The organism is Achromobacter sp. ESBL13 (assembly GCF_036668755.1).
Lineage (GTDB): Bacteria > Pseudomonadota > Gammaproteobacteria > Burkholderiales > Burkholderiaceae_B > Achromobacter.
Genome location: NZ_JAZEVT010000009.1, coordinates 78,767 through 94,893, shown reverse-complemented (window position 1 = coordinate 94,893; position 16,127 = coordinate 78,767). Strand labels below are relative to the sequence as shown.

Genomic DNA, 16,127 nt, shown 5'->3' with positions numbered 1-16,127 from the left:
TGAACCATTTCATCATGAGCTTCCAGGTCATCATCCAACCCAGCAAGCATCAATTCCCGGTTGAGCCCGGCCAGACCGTGCTCGACGGCGCCTTGGCCGCCGGCATCGTGCTGCCCTATAGCTGTCGCAACGGCGCGTGCTCCACCTGCAAGGGCAAAGTGGTGTCCGGGGAGTTCGACGCCGGGCAATATCCCGCCCAGATCCTGTCGCCGGAAGAGCTGGCCAACGGCTACACGCTGTTCTGCCAGGCGCGGCCCGCGTCCGACATGGTGGTTGAATCCACCGAAGTCCGGCTGGCCAGCGACATCCAGATCCGCAAGCTGCCGTCACGCGTGCAGACGCTGGAACGCGTTGCGCCCGATGTCACCGTCCTCAAGTTGCAACTGCCTGCTTCCGAGCAGTTCCGCTATTACGCGGGGCAGTACATCGAAGTCATCCTGAAAGATGGGCGTCGGCGCAGCTACTCCATGGCCGGCGCGCCGCATACGGGCAGCCCGCTTGAACTGCACATCCGGCACATGCCGGGCGGGCTTTTCACGGACCACGTCTTTGGCGCCGGCACCACCCAGATGAAGGAACGCGAGATCCTGCGGCTGGAAGGGCCGTTCGGCTCTTTCTTCCTGCGCGAAGACAGTGACAAGCCGATCGTGTTGCTGGCCAGCGGCACGGGCTTTGCGCCCGTGAAGGCCATCGTCGAGCACATGATCCACAAGAACATTGCGCGCCCGGTCACGCTGTACTGGGGCGGGCGCCGTCCCCAGGACTTGTACATGGACGCGCTGGCGCAGTCCTGGTCTGGCCTGCTGCCGAACTTCAAGTACGTGCCGGTGGTGTCCAATGCGCTGCCTGAAGACGGCTGGTCGGGTCGCACCGGCTTCGTCCATGAAGCCGTCATGCAGGACATTGCGGACCTGTCCGGCCATCAGGTCTATGCCTGCGGCACGCCGTTGATGGTGGATGCCGCACGCCGCGAATTCAGCGTGCAGAACGGCTTGCCGCCGGAAGAGTTCTACGCGGATGCCTTCACGTCCGAGGCCGACCTGGCGAAAGCCGCGTCGTAAATCGGACCAAGGGAATCATCGGGGGGGGAATTCACAGGCTGAAAAGCTTCGTGACTTCCGCCCCTTTTTTATACGTAGGCGAAGGCAAATCGGCGGGGTAAACTGCCTTCGCAGCGGCTTGCCAAAGGGGCGGACATCGGGTCCGTGGCCGATTTGGCACGCAAGGAGCAATGCGGGCATGAAAGTAGCGGTATTGGGTAGCGGCATTATCGGAATCTCCAGCGCCTGGTGGCTGAACCAGGCCGGTCACGACGTCGTGGTCATTGATCGCTGCACCGGTCCCGCCCAGGAAACCAGCCTTGCCAATGGCGCACAGATTTCGGTTTCCTATGCCGAACCCTGGGCCAATCCGCAGGCGCCGCTCAAGCTGCTCAAATGGATGTTCCAGGACAATGCGCCGTTGCTGTTCCGGCCGCAGCTGGACTGGCGTCAATGGATGTGGGGCCTGGCCTTCCTGCGTGAATGCCTGCCCGGCCGACTGGCTCCGAATATTCGCGCCATGGTGCGCATGGCCGAGTACAGCCGCGCCACACTGCGCAGCATGCGCGCGGAACTGGGCATCGAGTACGACCACCTTGAACGCGGCATCCTGAACTTCTACCGTGATCCCCACGAATTTGAAAACTCGCAACGGGCCGCCGGCCTGATGCGCGATTTTGGCGTCGAGCGCCGCGTGGTCACGGCCGACGAGGTCATCGCCATCGAACCGGCCCTGGCCCCGCACCGCCAGACCATCGTGGGCGGTGATTACACGCCTGAAGACGAAAGCGGCGACGTCCATCTGTTCTCGGTCGCGCTGGCCGAACGCTGCGCCCGCGCGGGCGTGGAATTTCGCTACAACACGCGCATCACGCGCTTGCTGACGCAAGGCGGCGCCGTGCAAGGCATGGAAATCATTGAACCCGATGGCCGCTACGGGGCGCTCTCGGCTGACGCGTATGTCGTCGCGATGGGCAGCTTCAGCCCCAATCTGCTGCGTCCCCTGGGCATCCCGTGCAACGTGTATCCCGCCAAGGGTTACTCGGCGACCTTCCCGGTGCTCAAGCCGGAAGCCACGCCTACGGTCAGCCTGACCGACAGCAGCCATAAAATCGTGTTTTCGCGCCTGGGCGACCGCCTGCGCATGGCCGGCACCGCCGAGCTTTCGGGATATTCCCGCAGTCTGAACACCGGCCGTTGCGAAGCCATGACGCGCCTGGCGCAAGAACTTTTTCCCGACGCGCTCGATTTCGAACGCGTCAGTTATTGGTCGGGCCTGCGCCCGTCCACTCCCTCGAACGTGCCCATCATCGGCCGTAGCCGCATCCCCAACCTGTATATCAATACGGGTCACGGAACGCTCGGTTGGACGATGGGCGTTGGCTCGGGCCGGGCTTTGGCTGATCTGCTCAGCGGACGGCGGCCGGAACCGGAATTTCCTTTTCTTGGTCTGTGAACCTATGAAGAATCTGCAATTGGCGGGCGTTGCCCGCGCGATGTTCGCCAGCCGGCGTGCATGGGTCTTCGGCGCCGCGATGGCGCTGGCGGGGGTGGCTAACGCCGCGCCCGTGGAAATCCAGGTCTGGCACACACTGTCGGACGCGAACAAGGCCGAGTTCGAAAAACTGGCCAAGCAGTACAACAAAGAGCAGGACCAGGTCAGCGTCAAGCTGCGTGGTTTCGCCTCGCAAGAGGCGCTGGAACAGGAAGCCGCATCGGCCGCCAAGGCCAAGAAGGCGCCCAACCTGGTACAGCTGACGGACAACCATTCGCCGGAAGTCGTGGCGCAGCACAAAGCCATCATGCCGATGTACGAACTGCTGGCCAAGTACCCGATCAAGGACCTGAACTGGTTCGTGCCGGCCACCAGCAGCTTCACGCGCGACAGCAAGGGCCGCCTGCTGGCCTTCCCATGGATGGCCGAAGTGCCGGTGATGTTCTACAACACCGCCGCCTACAAGAAGGCCGGCCTGGATCCCAACAACCCCGCGCGCACCTGGAACGGCCTGCAAGCCGAACTGCTGAAGCTGCGCGACGTGGCCGACATCGATTGTCCGTACGCGTCCAGCGATCAGGTCACCGTGCACCTGGAGAACCTGGCCCCTATCAACGGCCAGCAATTCACCAGCAACAACAACGGCCTGGATGCGGTCACCAAGAAAAGCGCCGCGCCCGCGATGCAGTTCGACACGCTTTACATGCGCCACATCTCCCTGATGGTCAGCTGGAAGCGTTCGTTGCTGTTCATGGCGCACACCGGTGACGCGTCGGCCGACAAGCTGTTCGCCAAGGGCGAATGCGCGGTGCTGACCGCCAATTCCGGCGCGTTCGGCACATTCCTGAACACCAAGTCGCTGTCGTTCGGCGTGGCGCCGGTGCCGTACTACGACCAAGCCACCAAGGCCGCCGGCCAACCGTTTGTCAGCGGCTCGGCCTTGTGGGCGCTGGAAGGCCGTCCGCAATCCGAAGAAAAGGCAACGGCACAGTTCCTGGCTTGGTTGTCCAAGCCGGTCGTGGCCGCCGAATGGCATCAGCGCACGGGTTTCCTGCCCCTGACCGAGGCCGCGTTCCGCGCGTCTGACGTGTCGTTCTACAAGAGCATCCCGGGCGCACAGGCCGTGATCGCGGCGATGAGCAACCGTCCGGCCAGCAACAGCCGCGGCTTCCGCATGGCCAACTACGCGCGCATCGAACCCGTTCTGAACCAGCAACTGAACGACGCCTTCGAAGGCAAGGTTCCGCCCGTGTCGGCATTGAACAATGCGGCCTCGCAGGCGCGCAGCATTGCCGCGCAGCGTTAAGCTCCGAGCTTGGCCCGGGCAGCGCTGAAGCTGCCTGCCGCCACCGCAAGAACCCGGTCTATCAGGCCGGGTTTTTTTTCGTCTTCGGCAGGCCTGGCCGGCTGGGTGGATCAATTCATCCATGCGTACATGCCAGTCTGGCGGCCCGCCTTGCCCTCGTCCACCATGCCGTGCATGCGTACCGATTCCGGTGCGCCTTCAGCTTGCGGTGAGGCATGGTTCGAATCATTTTCCTGGTGGCAGGCGTGTCCTGTCTGGGGGCTTGCACTGGCTGGCCCGCCAACGACGGTGCCGGCATGGGTTGGCAGGCCGCCGGGTCTGCCGCGCGCACTTTTCGTTTTGATTGGCGCTTGTCGGGCGACCCCTCGGTCGCACCCATGCAGGTTTTTGATGACGGCAAGGACGTCTGGCTGCAATTCGCGCCGGGGCAGCCCTTGCCTGCCATCTTTGGTGTGCGCGCACATGTCGAACATGCGTTGCCCTATACCCGGCGCGAACCCTATGCGGTGGTGGCGGGGGCGTGGGACGCGCTGCGTTTTCGCGGCGGACGGCTGATGGCACTCGCAGAACGCGAAGCCGATGTTGCGGCCGCGCCTGGCGCACCGGTTTCGCTGTCGGCAGAAGCCGCCGTCGCCGTCCCACTTGCGGGCGTGGGGCAGCTGGCGGGTGCAGGGCCGCTGGGCATCCGCGATGCGGCTGAGCACGCGTCGGCTGCGGCGGACGGGGTGGCGGGCAAGAAGGGGGGCGAGGGCGCCGTGCTTGGCCACGGCGGCGCCGTGGACCATGTGAGCGGGACGGCCGCATCAACGTCGGGCATATCCGCCACCGCCGATCCAAGTCCAAAGTTGGCCGGTGCGGTCAGCAGGTATCGGGCCGCACCCCCGGACACTACGCTGCGCGCCGTGCTGGCGCGTTGGGCCGATGATTCCGGCTGGACCTTTCGCCCGCAACACTGGGCCGTCGACGTCGACATTCCTCTGTCCGCCTCGGCCGATTTTGCCGGTGATTTCAAATCCGCTGTCCGCGAATTGCTAAGCGCGACCGAGCTGGCCGACAAGCCCTTGCAGCCTTGCTTCTACGGCAATCAGGTCCTGCGCGTGGTGCCGCTGGCCCAATCGTGTTCGCGGGCCACGCCTGCACAAGGGGGTGGGACATGAACCGGCTTCATTGGTTTGCGGTGGCTGCGTGCTGCGCGTTGGCCGGCTGTGCGGCAACGGAGCAGGTGGCGCGCTTGAACCGGGCGGCGAACGAACGGCTTGACGTGGTCTCCAGCCATCATCGGGCATTCGCTCAGGGCTTGTCCGACCGCCAGGCCCGCATCGCCGCGCAGGACGTGGCGGCGCCGTGGGTGGCCGGCACGCCGCAACCCTTGGCGCGCGACGTGTCGCTGCCGCCCGCCTTGCGCGAGAACGTGCCAACCACGTTGATGCTTGCCGACGACGCCGATCTCTTCGGATTGGCGCAGCGCCTTGGCGCGGCCACCGGCATCCCGGTGCGGGTGCAACCCGAAGCGTTGCTGCCGCTGGAACAATTTCTGCCACGCCTCGCGATAACAGGCGGCCTGTCCGTGCCCGCGCCGTATCGCATGGAAGTCCGGGACGGACCCTTGCCGCTTGCCGACTTGCTGGACGCGTTGGCCGCGCGCTTTTCGGTGCATTGGCGATACGTGCGCAATGCCCTGGAGTTCTACCGTACCGAGACGCGCGTTTTCGATGTGCGCGCGCTGTCGCTGGCAAGCGCGGTCGACGTGCGCCTGGGCCGGTCGGGCAACGCCGATGGCGAAGGCTTCGAAAGCACGTCCAGCACCACGTTGGCGGCGCGGGAACATAACGCGCTGGCGGTGCTGCGTGCCAGCATCGTGCCGTTCCTGACCAGGTCAGGTCTGGTCGCCGACGCCGTGGACGGCGCCGCGTCCATTGTCGTTACCGACACCCCCGACGCGTTGGAGCGCGTCGCGTCTTTTCTCGACCGTGAAAACAAGGCCATGACGCGTCGCGTGCGGCTGGTTTTTGAAGAAATCACCGTCATCGTCAAGCAATCCGCCTCGGGAGGCCTGGACTGGAATGCGCTGTACGCGGCGGCGGGCGCCTCCGCGCGCTACGCCATGCCCGTCGCCGCCGCTGCGGGAGCAAGCACGCTGGATGTTTCGGCCGGGCGGGGTGCCTGGCAAGGGTCGCAAGCGCTGGTGTCGGCGCTGAGCACGATGGGCGCGATCGTGCGGCACAACAAGGTTCCCGTTTTGACGCTTAACCGGCGCCCGGTCACTCATGCCATCCGCACCACGTTTTCCTACATCGACCGCGTGCAAAGCACCGCGGTGCCGGGCACCACGGCGGGTGGCGCCAATGGCACGTTGCCGGCGGTGTCCATCACCCAAAAAGAAGAAACCGTGGGCTCGTTCCTGACCCTGGTTCCGGACATCCAGCATGACGGCCAGATCCTGCTGTCCGTGGCGTATGACAACGCAGTGGCGCAACCGCTGAAGACCATCACCTTTGGCGAGCGCGGCAATCAAGTCCAGGTGCAGCAGATCACGATTGATGGCAATGGCACGGTTCAGCAAATAGAGCTGCGGCCGGGTCAACCCGTGATCTTGTCGGGCTTCGACCGCAGTACAGACCAGCATGCGGGCCAGCGTTTGGCGCCTGGGCTACCGCTGATCACCGGCGGGCACGACAGCGCGGAACAGGCGCGCGAGACAACGCTGATGCTCGTCACCGCCCAAGTGGAAGAGGGGTACTGAACCGCCATGAAAAGAGCTCCGGACCCGTTGTTGCTTGATTGCCCCGGCGCCGGCCATCGCCTGGCGTTCGGCCTGAGATGGCTGGTATTGATCGGCTCCGACACGCAGACCCTTGCGCGCGCCCGCGGGCGCCGGTTGCGCGCCACGCACGTCGTCGTAGGCGGATCGCCCGCAACCATGGCGGGGTACGGGCGCCTGCGCGGCCAGCGGCGCGCAAGGGTCGGCCATTGGTGGCGCAATCGCCTCGGGAATTTCCTGTCCGATCGCGCGGCCCGCCGTCCTGCAAGGCCGCCCGTCCTGGCCGCCGCGCAGCTTTACGCGCTGCGGTTTCCGTCCGGTGGACACTGCGTTATCGCGCTTCCTGAGGGGCGGTACTGGCTGGTCGCTGCTCAGGAAGGTGTGGTGATTTCCCAGGCGGATCGTGTGTTTGTGTCTCACGATGACGCGTTGCAGGCGCAGGCGCGGTTGCAAGAACAACGCCCTGGCTTGCTGGCGCACGATCCAGAGTCCGTCTGGCCCAGCCTGATCAGCGCGGTGGATCCGGGTGCCCGCCTGGCGCCTTTGCCATCGCGCTGGGCAGGCGTGCCGTTCGCGCTGCGTCTGTTCCTGCTGTGCGTCGCCATGTCGGCCCTTGCGCCGCCGGTATGGCGTTCTGTTGTCCCTTATGTTCTTTCCAATTGGGTGGCGGTGCCTGCTCAGGACTCCGCGCCACCAGATCCGAAAACTGCATATCAGACTATGTTGGGCGGCCTGACCGCGCATGGCCCCAACGACGTCGCGCGGCTGCTGCGCAGTGTTGGAATGTTGCCCGTCCAGGTGCAGGGCTGGGCGTTGCGCCGCGCGCAATGCGATGCCGGCGAAGGCGTTTGGCGTTGCGCGGCGGTCTATGCGCGCGCGCACCGTTTCGCGACGAATCAACGCTTGTACGCGCGGTTGCCCGCGGGCTGGCAGGTGTCTTTCAAGCCCTTGGATGAAGCCACGTTAGCGTGGCGCGTGGCATCCGAACCGGTTCCGTTGTCAGCCCTGGCACTGCCTAGCGGCTTGCATGTCGACACCAAGCTGGTGGCTGCATTGCAGCGTTTGCAGCCTGCATTCGCATCAGTGTCGCTGGCGTCGGCGGTGGTGCTGTCGTTATCGAACGCATCTGTCGGCGGCGCGCAGCCCTCCGCGTCGCAGCCCCAGCCGGTAGTGCGGCGGCGGGCGCTGCGCCTGCAAGGCCCTTTGAGATCGATCGGTCTTGTACCCGCCGCGCTTACCCCCGCGCTTGGCGCCGCGCGTTGGTCTCGGCTTGTGGTTGATGTCCAGGCACAAGCCAAGCCCACCTTAGTGGCCAGCACGCTGGTTGCCGAACTGCAAGGAGAGCTCTATGAACAGGATTAGAACGGGCCGGGTCGCCATCGCGCTTGTGGCGCTATGCGTCGGCGCCGCCTCGCGCGCAACGCCGCTATCGCTTGAAGACGCCCGGCCCTGGCCGGAGGTTGAAACCGTGCAGACCTTGCTGCGTGCCGACGCGGCTGCCGCGCTGGCCGATTGCCGTGTGCCGGGCATCTGTCCGTCCGGCCCCGCGATAGCGCAGCCCGACGAGCCCACCGCACGCCAGGTAGACGCCATCCGTGTGGCGGCCATTTATGGATCCGCCCGTAGGCTGAACGTTGACGTGGTCATCAATGGCGCGCTGTTGCGCTATCGGGCCGGCCACCACGCACCCGTCGCGGGAGCCTACTTCGGGCGCGCCTATCAACTGCTGGCAGTCGAAGGCGCTTGCGTGCATTTGCGCCGCGACGATCTTGACCACACCGCCTGCGTCGATATCGGGACAGCCACGCCATGAACCTGCGCCTTGTGCCAACCCCGCCGCAGCCACCTCCCGCGTTGGCTACCGTCGACGACATCGCCCGGCTGACCCCCGCGTTTGCGCGCGCGCTGGTCCGCGAATTCGACCTGGCCTCGTTGGCGGGCAGGCTGTGCCCTGTGTTGCTGGACAGCGGCGAGGCGGCCATCTTTGCCGTCAAGGAATATGTCCACGGCGACGCCATCGACGAGTTGCAGCGCATGGTGGTGGCGGCCGGCTATCGCTTGGCCGTGCCCCGGCGTTACCAGTTGCCCGCGCCATTGCTCCTGATGATTGCGCGGGGCCAGTTGACGGCGTCTGGTGTCAGCGGTTCGGGCGCCGGTCCGCAGCCGGATCGCGCGTCCGCCTTGGCCGCGCTGTTTCTGGACATTGTTCGCTGGGGCGTCTTGCAGGGCGCCAGCGACGTGCACATCAACGTGAATCGCCGGCACGAGTCCTGCGACGTTCGCTACACGATCAATGGCGACTACGTGTCCACGGACCGGTTCGCGGGGTTGTCGAACGACACCTTGCTGGAGGTGCTGGCGGTGGCCTGGATGGATGTGCGCGGCGGCAACGGCGCCGTTTTCGACCCGGCGCTTGAACAGCAAGGGCGGCTGGCCTTTGTGGTCGATGGTGTTCCGATCGTGTTGCGGTGGGCCTCTTTGGCCGCGGATGCCGGGCCGTCGGTGTGCTTGCGCATCCTGCGTCTGGACGCCACGGCCGACGGCAACCTCCAGACCTTGGGTTACCCGCCCGGGCAAATCGCCACCTTGCTGCGCGCCCGAGACCGGGAAGGCGGCGCCATCGTTCTGGCTGGCGTGGTCGGGTCGGGCAAGTCCACGACCATCGCGACTTTGATGCGCGGTATCGATCCCGCTCGCAAGGTCATTACCTTGGAAGATCCGGTCGAATACATCATCGCCAATGCGCTGCAAAACACATTGGGTGGCGCGCTGGCGGAATCTGCCTGGGCGTCGTTCGATGCCAAGTTGAAGACCATCAAGCGCTCGGCCATGAACGACCTGCTGATCGGTGAAATCCGTGACGTCAATACGGGTCGCGCGTTCATGGATCTTGCCAGTTCGGGCATCAGCCTTTACGCCACGACCCATGCGGGCGCGGCCGCCATGATTCCCGAACGCCTTGCCTCGGATGCCATCGGGGTATCGCGGGATTTCCTCGCCACGCCAGGCATTTTAAAACTATTGGTCTATCAGACGCTGCTGCCGCGCTTGTGCCTGGCGTGTGCGTTGCCGGTCGACAGTCTCTGGCGGGCCGCCGATGTCGTTGGGGGTGTCGAAGGCGCGTACGCGTCGTACGACGCGGCGGGTTGGCGGACCTGGGTGCATGCTCTTCAGAGCACCTATCAGCTGGACGCGGGCCAGCTACGGGTCAGGAACGCGGAAGGATGTCCGGCGTGCCGACGCGCCCAGTTGCCGCAGCTGAACGGCACGTCGGGCCGCTGTGTGGCGGCAGAAATGATCGAACCCGAGCGCCTGGACGGATTTCTGGACCGCGTGCGCGTCCGCGATAACGCGGGGCTGGACAAGCTGGTGCGCGAGGCGGCCTTCCAGTCAGGCCCGGGGGCAAATCCTGCATGGCGCGACTGGCGCGACTGGCGGGAATCCGCAACGCGCGGCGCACGCGCGCTGCACTGTGCCTTGCTTAAGGTCAGCACCGGCGAGGTAGACCCGCGCGCCCTGTTGCGGCGTTTCGATGTCCCGCTGGAGGAGTCGGCGGCGGCCGTGCTTCAAACCTCGCGAGGCGCCGCATGAACAGATCGCAAGCATTTGCTCGCTGGTGGCCGCGTATCACAGGGCATGGCGTTTTGCCGTGGTTTGACGCGCTGCGGTTTTGGGCCCATCGCGCGGACTACTACGCGTATCTGGCGGATCTTATCGAGGGCACGCAAGGGCGCAAGAGCCTGCGCGACATCTTCGATGACGACGCGCGCCGCTACGGCTCGCGGACAGTGCGTGGCCGCCTGTCCAGGCATTGGGCAACGTCCTATCAGGAGGAAGGCGGCGACCTTGGCGTTGCGTGGTCGGGCACCCTGCCGCTGGACGAGTGTCGTCTTGTCAGCTGTGTGCAGGAAGAGGGCGGTGATCTTGCCGCCGCGTTGCGCGATCTGGCCGGGGCCGTCCGGTTGGCGGGGCAGGCGTGGCTGGCGGTAGCCTCGGCCGCTGCCGCCGGGGTGGTGGCGGCCACGGTCGCCTTTGCGTTGCTATGCGCCATTCCGTACTTCACCGTGCCACGCCTGCAATCCGTCTTCCAACTGGTGCCGCCGGAAGACTACGGCCGCTTGACGCGCAACCTGTTCGGGCTGGCGGGGGCGCTGGATCAGTGGCTGTTGCTATGGCTCGTGTTGAGCCTGGGCATCGCGTTGCTAAGCCTCTGGTCCTTGCCGAACCTGACGGGCAGCGTCAGAGCCGCTTTGGACAGATGGCTGCTATGGCGCCTGTATCGCGACTTTCAGGCGATTCGCTTTCTGTGCCTGTTGTCGGTGCTGATCCGGCAACGCGGGTCCGCCGACACCCGGCTTCGCCGGGCGTTGTCGGTGCAGGCAGGCGGCGCGCCGCCTTGGCTGCACATGCATCTGCAAGCCATGCTGGACCACATTGACGCCGGCGATAGCGGGCCGGACATCTTCGCCACCGGCATGCTGGACCAGGAAACGTGGTGGTACATGGCCGACATGATGGACGCTTTGGGGCTAGAAGCGGGCTTGGCGCGAGTACGCCAGCGCGTCGAATCACGCCTGTTGGCGCGCGTGCGCAGGCAGGCCACCGCATTGCGTTGGTCGCTGCTTGTCGCCTCGCTGGCAACGGTATTGGGCATCACGCTTTGGCACTACGGGGTCATTGACGAGTTGCGGCGCGCCCTTACAAATTTTTATGCAAGTCAGTAGCGCGGGGCAGGACTGTAGGCAGCGACCCCTCGCGCACATTTCATTCATCCACGGAGGCAGCGATGCAGCGAATAACCATGAACAGTAAAAACCGGCGTCGATGCCGCATAACGCGGCAGCGGGGCTTTTCCTTGATGGAGGTGTCCATCGTGACCGCCATCGTTTTGCTGATCGCCATTGTCGGGATTCCGGCGATAGGCGCCTACGTCATCGAAAACAAGGTGCCCAAGGTCGGGGAAGAAATTCAGCGTTTCATTGCCAGCATGAAAATCAACGCCCAGGGCGGCGGGGTGACGCCGTACGAAGGCCTGGATACCGGCGCGCTGGCGAATGCGCTGCGCGACTCCAGCGTGCTGGCAGTTGTGGGCAGCGGCACGTCGGCGCGGGTGGCGCACGGTCTGGGCGGCAGCGGAACGGGTCGCAACGGGGTGGTCGAGGTGGCCGCCGCCGCGTCCGGTGGAGGCGGGCTGGGCTCGGCATTCGTCGTCACTTTGACCAACGTCAGCCACGCCGCGTGTCCAGCGCTGGCCTCGGTGTTGCAACGGGTTTCGGAAGCAATTTCCATAGGCGGCGGCACGGGCGCAAAAGTCGTGAAAGACGCGTTGGCCGTTCCCAACGTGCCGTATCGCGCCGCCTTGGCGCAGGCGCAATGCAGCCAGGGTGAAGTCAACACCTTCACCTTCACCGCCAGATGACGCGGCCGGCCTTTGCCTCGAGTGCGCGCGGGTCGCGGGGCGCAGGGCTACGCCAAGGCGGGTTCTCGTTGGTGGGGCTGGCGCTGGCCTTGGCGTTGACCTCCATGATTGCGATCTGGGCGTCAAGCCAGCTCGTCCAGCGGATCGAAGATGCGGCGGCCCGCTCAACGGGCGTGTGGCTGATGCAGGTCAGGCAGGCGATGGCGCAGACGCTTGAGCGCCATTTCGACGCCTTGGCCAACGGCGGCCCATTGGTGGGCGAGGGCGGAGCCCCGTCGTTCGCGGACCCGTTTTCCCCCACCGTGGCGGAACTACGCACGCAGGCATATTTGCCCGCTGACTTCCCGACGCGCGCCGCGTTGGGATTCGGCGCGCGCATCCATATCCTCAGACACGATGCGTGCCCCGGCCCGCGTTGCCGGCTTGACGCCCTGGTCTATAGCGACTCGCCCGTGCTGAAAAAGGGAACGTATGCGCCGGACTTGATCGGCATCTCGGCGATCATCGATGCCGCACAAGGGTATGCGGGGGCCGTCTGGCCCGAGGCGCCCGGGCGGGTAAGGGGGCCGGCCTTCAGCTTTTCCAACCCCTTGGCCGTCAACGCGCCGCCGTATGCGGCCGGCACCGTGGCACTTTGGGCGGGTATCGGCGGCCAAACCGAGGCAAGCGCCCAGCCCGTCATGCCGGACCTGTCGCCGTACATCAAGATCGGAGATGCGCGGGACCCCAGCCTGGCTGGCTCGCTCACGGCGGCATCCTCGATCGTCGCCGGCGGGTATCTTTCCGTGGGCGCCCGCGCCACGGCCGGCCACGCCTGCAACGTCGGGGTCGGCACCGTGGCGTCATCGCATGAAAGTGAACTGTTGACCTGCCAGTCCGGAGTTTGGCAGCGTGCAGCAAGCGGCTTTGGCGGCGCTTACAGCCTCAATCACCCGCGCGGATGCCGGCATTACACCGGCGTGTCGACGGCCAATCCCGTGACAGGGCAGTGTTCCTGTCCCCCGGGCTTTGCCGGGGTCATTGTGTCCGCGGGCGGAAAGTGGACAGAAACGGAAGGGTGGACGACGGGCTATGTGTGTGTCAGATAGGACGGCCAGGCCGGCCTTTTCCGCGCTTTCGCGCTAAGCCTCTATAATCAAAGATTCGCCTAAATCTGCGTCATCCACGATGAAATCCTCCGAGATTCGCCGCCAGTTTCTGCAATTCTTCAAGTCGAAGGGGCACACCATTGTCCCGTCGTCCTCGCTCGTTCCCGGCAACGATCCGACCCTGCTTTTCACCAATTCGGGCATGGTCCAGTTCAAGGACGTGTTCACGGGCAAGGAATCGCGGTCGTATACGCGCGCCACGTCTTCGCAGCGCAGCGTGCGCGCGGGCGGCAAGCACAACGATCTGGAGAACGTGGGCTACACCGCCCGGCACCATACGTTCTTCGAAATGCTGGGTAACTTCAGCTTTGGCGACTACTTCAAGCGCGACGCCATCCAGTACGCCTGGGAACTGCTGACGCAGGTCTACAAGCTGCCGGCCGAAAAGCTCTGGGTCACCGTCTATCAGGAAGACGACGAGGCCTACGACATCTGGGCCAATGAAGTGGGCGTGCCGCCCGAGCGCATCGTGCGCATCGGCGACAACAAGGGCGCACGTTACGCGTCGGACAACTTCTGGCAGATGGCCGACACCGGCCCTTGCGGCCCTTGCTCGGAGATCTTCTTCGACCACGGCCCCGACGTCTGGGGCGGTCCTCCCGGATCGCCCGAAGAAGACGGCGACCGCTACATCGAGATCTGGAACCTGGTCTTCATGCAGTTCGAGCGCGACGCCGAAGGCAACATGCCGCGTCTGCCGCGCCCCTGTGTCGATACCGGCATGGGGCTGGAGCGCATCGCCGCCGTTCTGCAAGGCGTGCATTCCAACTATGAAATCGACCTGTTCCAAAAGCTGATCCACGCCGCTGCGCGCGAAACGGGCGTGCAGGACCTGGAAAACAATTCCCTCAAGGTCATCGCGGACCACATCCGTGCCTGCTCGTTCCTGATCGTTGACGGCGTGATCCCCAGCAACGAAGGTCGGGGCTACGTGCTGCGCCGCATCGTGCGCCGCGCCTTGCGCCACGGCTACAAGCTGGGCCAGACCAAGCCGTTCTTCCATCGCCTGGTGCCTGATCTGGTCGCCGAAATGGGCGAAGCCTATCCGGAATTGGCCAACATGGCCGACCGCGTTGCGCAGGTGCTCAAGCAGGAAGAAGAGCGTTTCGGCGAAACGCTGGAACACGGCATGCGCATCCTGGACACTGCCCTGGCCAATGTGCCCAAGGGCGGCGTGCTGGACGGCACGACGCTGTTCACCCTGTACGACACCTACGGCTTTCCCGTCGACCTTACCGCTGACATCTGCCGCGAACGCGAAGTCGAAGTCGATATGGCGGGTTTTGAAGTCTCGATGGAGCGCCAGCGGGATCAGGCGCGGGCCGCCGGCAAGTTCAAGATGGCCGAAGGCCTGAGCTATGAAGGCGCCGAAACGCGCTTCGAAGGCTACGAAAAGCTGGAGCTCGACAACGTCAAGGTCACGGCCCTGTACGTGGACGGCACGCAGGTACAGCAGGTGCAGGCCGGCCAGAACGCCGTCGTGGTGCTGGACGCCACGCCGTTCTACGCCGAATCGGGCGGCCAGGTCGGCGATACCGGCTTGCTGGAAGCCGACGGCGTACGATTCGCCGTCGCCGACACCCTGAAGATTCAAAATGGCGTGTTCGGCCACCACGGTGTGCTGGAAGCGGGGTCGTTGTCGGTAGGCACGACGCTGCTTGCGCGCGTGGACGCCGTGCGCCGCGCGCGTACCGTGCGCAACCACTCGGCCACCCACCTGATGCACAAGGCCTTGCGCCAGGTGCTGGGTGCGCACGTGCAGCAGCGTGGTTCGTTGGTCGATGCCGACAAGACGCGCTTCGACTTCGCACAAGATGCGCCGATGACCGCCGAGCAGATCGCGCGCGTCGAAGCCATCGTCAATGCTGAAGTGTTGGCCAACCATCCCACCGTTGCGCAGGTCATGGCCTACGACGACGCCGTCAAGGGCGGCGCCATGGCGCTGTTCGGCGAGAAATACGGCGATACGGTGCGCGTGCTGGACATCGGTTTCTCGCGTGAGCTTTGCGGTGGCACGCACGTCAGCCGCACCGGCGACATCGGCCTGTTCAAGATCGTGTCCGAAGGTGGCGTGGCGGCGGGTGTGCGCCGTATCGAAGCCATTACCGGCGACAACGCGCTGGCCTGGGTGCAGAACCAGAACGCCTTGCTGACCCAGATCGCCGGCATGCTGCGCAGCACGCCCGCCGACGTGCCGGCGCGTATTGCGCAGGTGCAGGATCAGATCAAGGCGCTTGAGAAAGACCTGGAGCAGTCCCGCAACAAGCTGGCCGCCAGCGCCGGCAACGACCTGGCGACCAGCGCCGCCGTCGACGTGAAGGGCATCAAGGTCCTGGCCGCCAGCATCGGCGACGTGGACCCGAAGGCCCTGCGTGGCATGGTCGACAACCTGAAAGACCGCCTGAAGCCGGCAGTCGTGCTGCTGGCCACCGGCTCGGCCGATGGCAAGATCAGCGTGGTGGGCGGCGTCACGGCCGACCTGACCGACCGCATCAAGGCGGGCGACCTGGTTGGCTTCGTCGCCAGCCAGGTGGGCGGCAAGGGCGGCGGTCGTCCGGACATGGCCATGGGCGGCGGCACGGACCTGGCGGCCTTGCCGGCTGCCATCGCCGGCGTGCAGAAGTGGGTGGACGAGCGTCTCTGATGAGCAGCGCGGAAACCGGCGTCGGCGCGCAAGCGCCGGCTTTCGAGCACGAAATCGATGCCAGCGGCCTGACGTGCCCGCTGCCCATCCTGCGCGCCAAGAAAGCGTTGGCGCAGATGGCAAGCGGCGAGGTCTTGCGCGTTGTCACGACCGACCGTAATGCAGTCCGCGATTTTCAGGCGTTTGCCCGTCAAACCGGCAATACCCTGGTCGCCCAGGAAGAGGCCGATGGGCGCGGCGTGCATTATCTGCGTCGTCGCTAGCCTGCGCTGTTGCCCACCCGGCCAGCCGTGCGGGCACGCACTCGATACGCA

Annotated in this window: 13 protein-coding genes; all 13 read left to right on the top strand. The window is 65.3% G+C overall.

Features of this window, described 5'->3' with window-relative positions; genetic code table 11:
* Positions 1 to 14 precede the first annotated feature (14 nt).
* The 13 genes from V6F88_RS26985 (at position 15) to V6F88_RS26925 (ending at position 16,076) form a co-directional block, all read left to right on the top strand.
* Positions 15 to 1,061, top strand: a complete 1,047-nt coding sequence (locus V6F88_RS26985) for a CDP-6-deoxy-delta-3,4-glucoseen reductase (RefSeq protein ID WP_332613434.1) — start codon at positions 15 to 17, stop codon at positions 1,059 to 1,061.
* A 178-nt stretch (positions 1,062 to 1,239) separates the two neighbouring features.
* On the top strand, positions 1,240 to 2,496 hold the full coding sequence (locus tag V6F88_RS26980; RefSeq protein WP_332613394.1) for a D-amino acid dehydrogenase: 1,257 nt from the start codon (positions 1,240 to 1,242) through the stop codon (positions 2,494 to 2,496).
* A 4-nt stretch (positions 2,497 to 2,500) separates the two neighbouring features.
* On the top strand, positions 2,501 to 3,841 hold the full coding sequence (locus V6F88_RS26975; RefSeq protein WP_332613393.1) for an extracellular solute-binding protein: 1,341 nt from the start codon (positions 2,501 to 2,503) through the stop codon (positions 3,839 to 3,841).
* 215 nt (positions 3,842 to 4,056) lie between these two features.
* Positions 4,057 to 4,998 carry a TcpQ domain-containing protein gene (locus V6F88_RS26970; protein ID WP_332613392.1) on the top strand — a complete coding sequence of 314 codons (942 nt, stop codon included), beginning with the start codon at positions 4,057 to 4,059 and terminating at the stop codon, positions 4,996 to 4,998.
* Positions 4,995 to 6,584 carry a type II secretion system protein GspD gene (locus V6F88_RS26965; RefSeq protein WP_332613391.1) on the top strand — a complete coding sequence of 530 codons (1,590 nt, stop codon included), beginning with the start codon at positions 4,995 to 4,997 and terminating at the stop codon, positions 6,582 to 6,584. The genes V6F88_RS26970 and V6F88_RS26965 overlap by 4 nt, the downstream gene beginning before the upstream one ends.
* A 135-nt stretch (positions 6,585 to 6,719) precedes the next feature.
* Positions 6,720 to 7,964: a hypothetical protein gene (locus V6F88_RS26960; RefSeq protein WP_442880410.1), complete on the top strand. Its 1,245-nt coding sequence runs from the start codon at positions 6,720 to 6,722 to the stop codon at positions 7,962 to 7,964.
* Positions 7,951 to 8,415 carry a hypothetical protein gene (locus tag V6F88_RS26955; protein WP_332613389.1) on the top strand — a complete coding sequence of 155 codons (465 nt, stop codon included), beginning with the start codon at positions 7,951 to 7,953 and terminating at the stop codon, positions 8,413 to 8,415. Before V6F88_RS26960 ends, V6F88_RS26955 begins: the two co-directional genes overlap by 14 nt.
* Positions 8,412 to 10,193 (top strand): ATPase, T2SS/T4P/T4SS family, encoded by a 1,782-nt coding sequence (locus V6F88_RS26950; protein ID WP_332613388.1) that lies wholly within the window; start codon positions 8,412 to 8,414, stop codon positions 10,191 to 10,193. Before V6F88_RS26955 ends, V6F88_RS26950 begins: the two co-directional genes overlap by 4 nt.
* The gene (locus tag V6F88_RS26945) at positions 10,190 to 11,326 is read left to right on the top strand and encodes a hypothetical protein (RefSeq protein ID WP_332613387.1); all 1,137 of its coding nucleotides are present in this window, start codon (positions 10,190 to 10,192) and stop codon (positions 11,324 to 11,326) included. The genes V6F88_RS26950 and V6F88_RS26945 overlap by 4 nt, the downstream gene beginning before the upstream one ends.
* Positions 11,327 to 11,403: 77 nt before the next feature.
* Positions 11,404 to 12,021, top strand: coding sequence for a type 4 pilus major pilin (locus V6F88_RS26940; protein ID WP_332613386.1), 618 nt, complete (start codon positions 11,404 to 11,406; stop codon positions 12,019 to 12,021).
* Between the two features lie 104 nt (positions 12,022 to 12,125).
* Positions 12,126 to 13,109, top strand: a complete 984-nt coding sequence (locus V6F88_RS26935; RefSeq protein ID WP_332613385.1) for a prepilin — start codon at positions 12,126 to 12,128, stop codon at positions 13,107 to 13,109.
* 79 nt (positions 13,110 to 13,188) lie between these two features.
* Positions 13,189 to 15,813, top strand: a complete 2,625-nt coding sequence (alaS, locus tag V6F88_RS26930) for an alanine--tRNA ligase (RefSeq protein WP_046803697.1) — start codon at positions 13,189 to 13,191, stop codon at positions 15,811 to 15,813.
* Positions 15,813 to 16,076: a sulfurtransferase TusA family protein gene (locus tag V6F88_RS26925; RefSeq protein WP_332613384.1), complete on the top strand. Its 264-nt coding sequence runs from the start codon at positions 15,813 to 15,815 to the stop codon at positions 16,074 to 16,076. The genes alaS and V6F88_RS26925 overlap by 1 nt, the downstream gene beginning before the upstream one ends.
* The last annotated feature ends 51 nt before the right edge of the window (positions 16,077 to 16,127 follow it).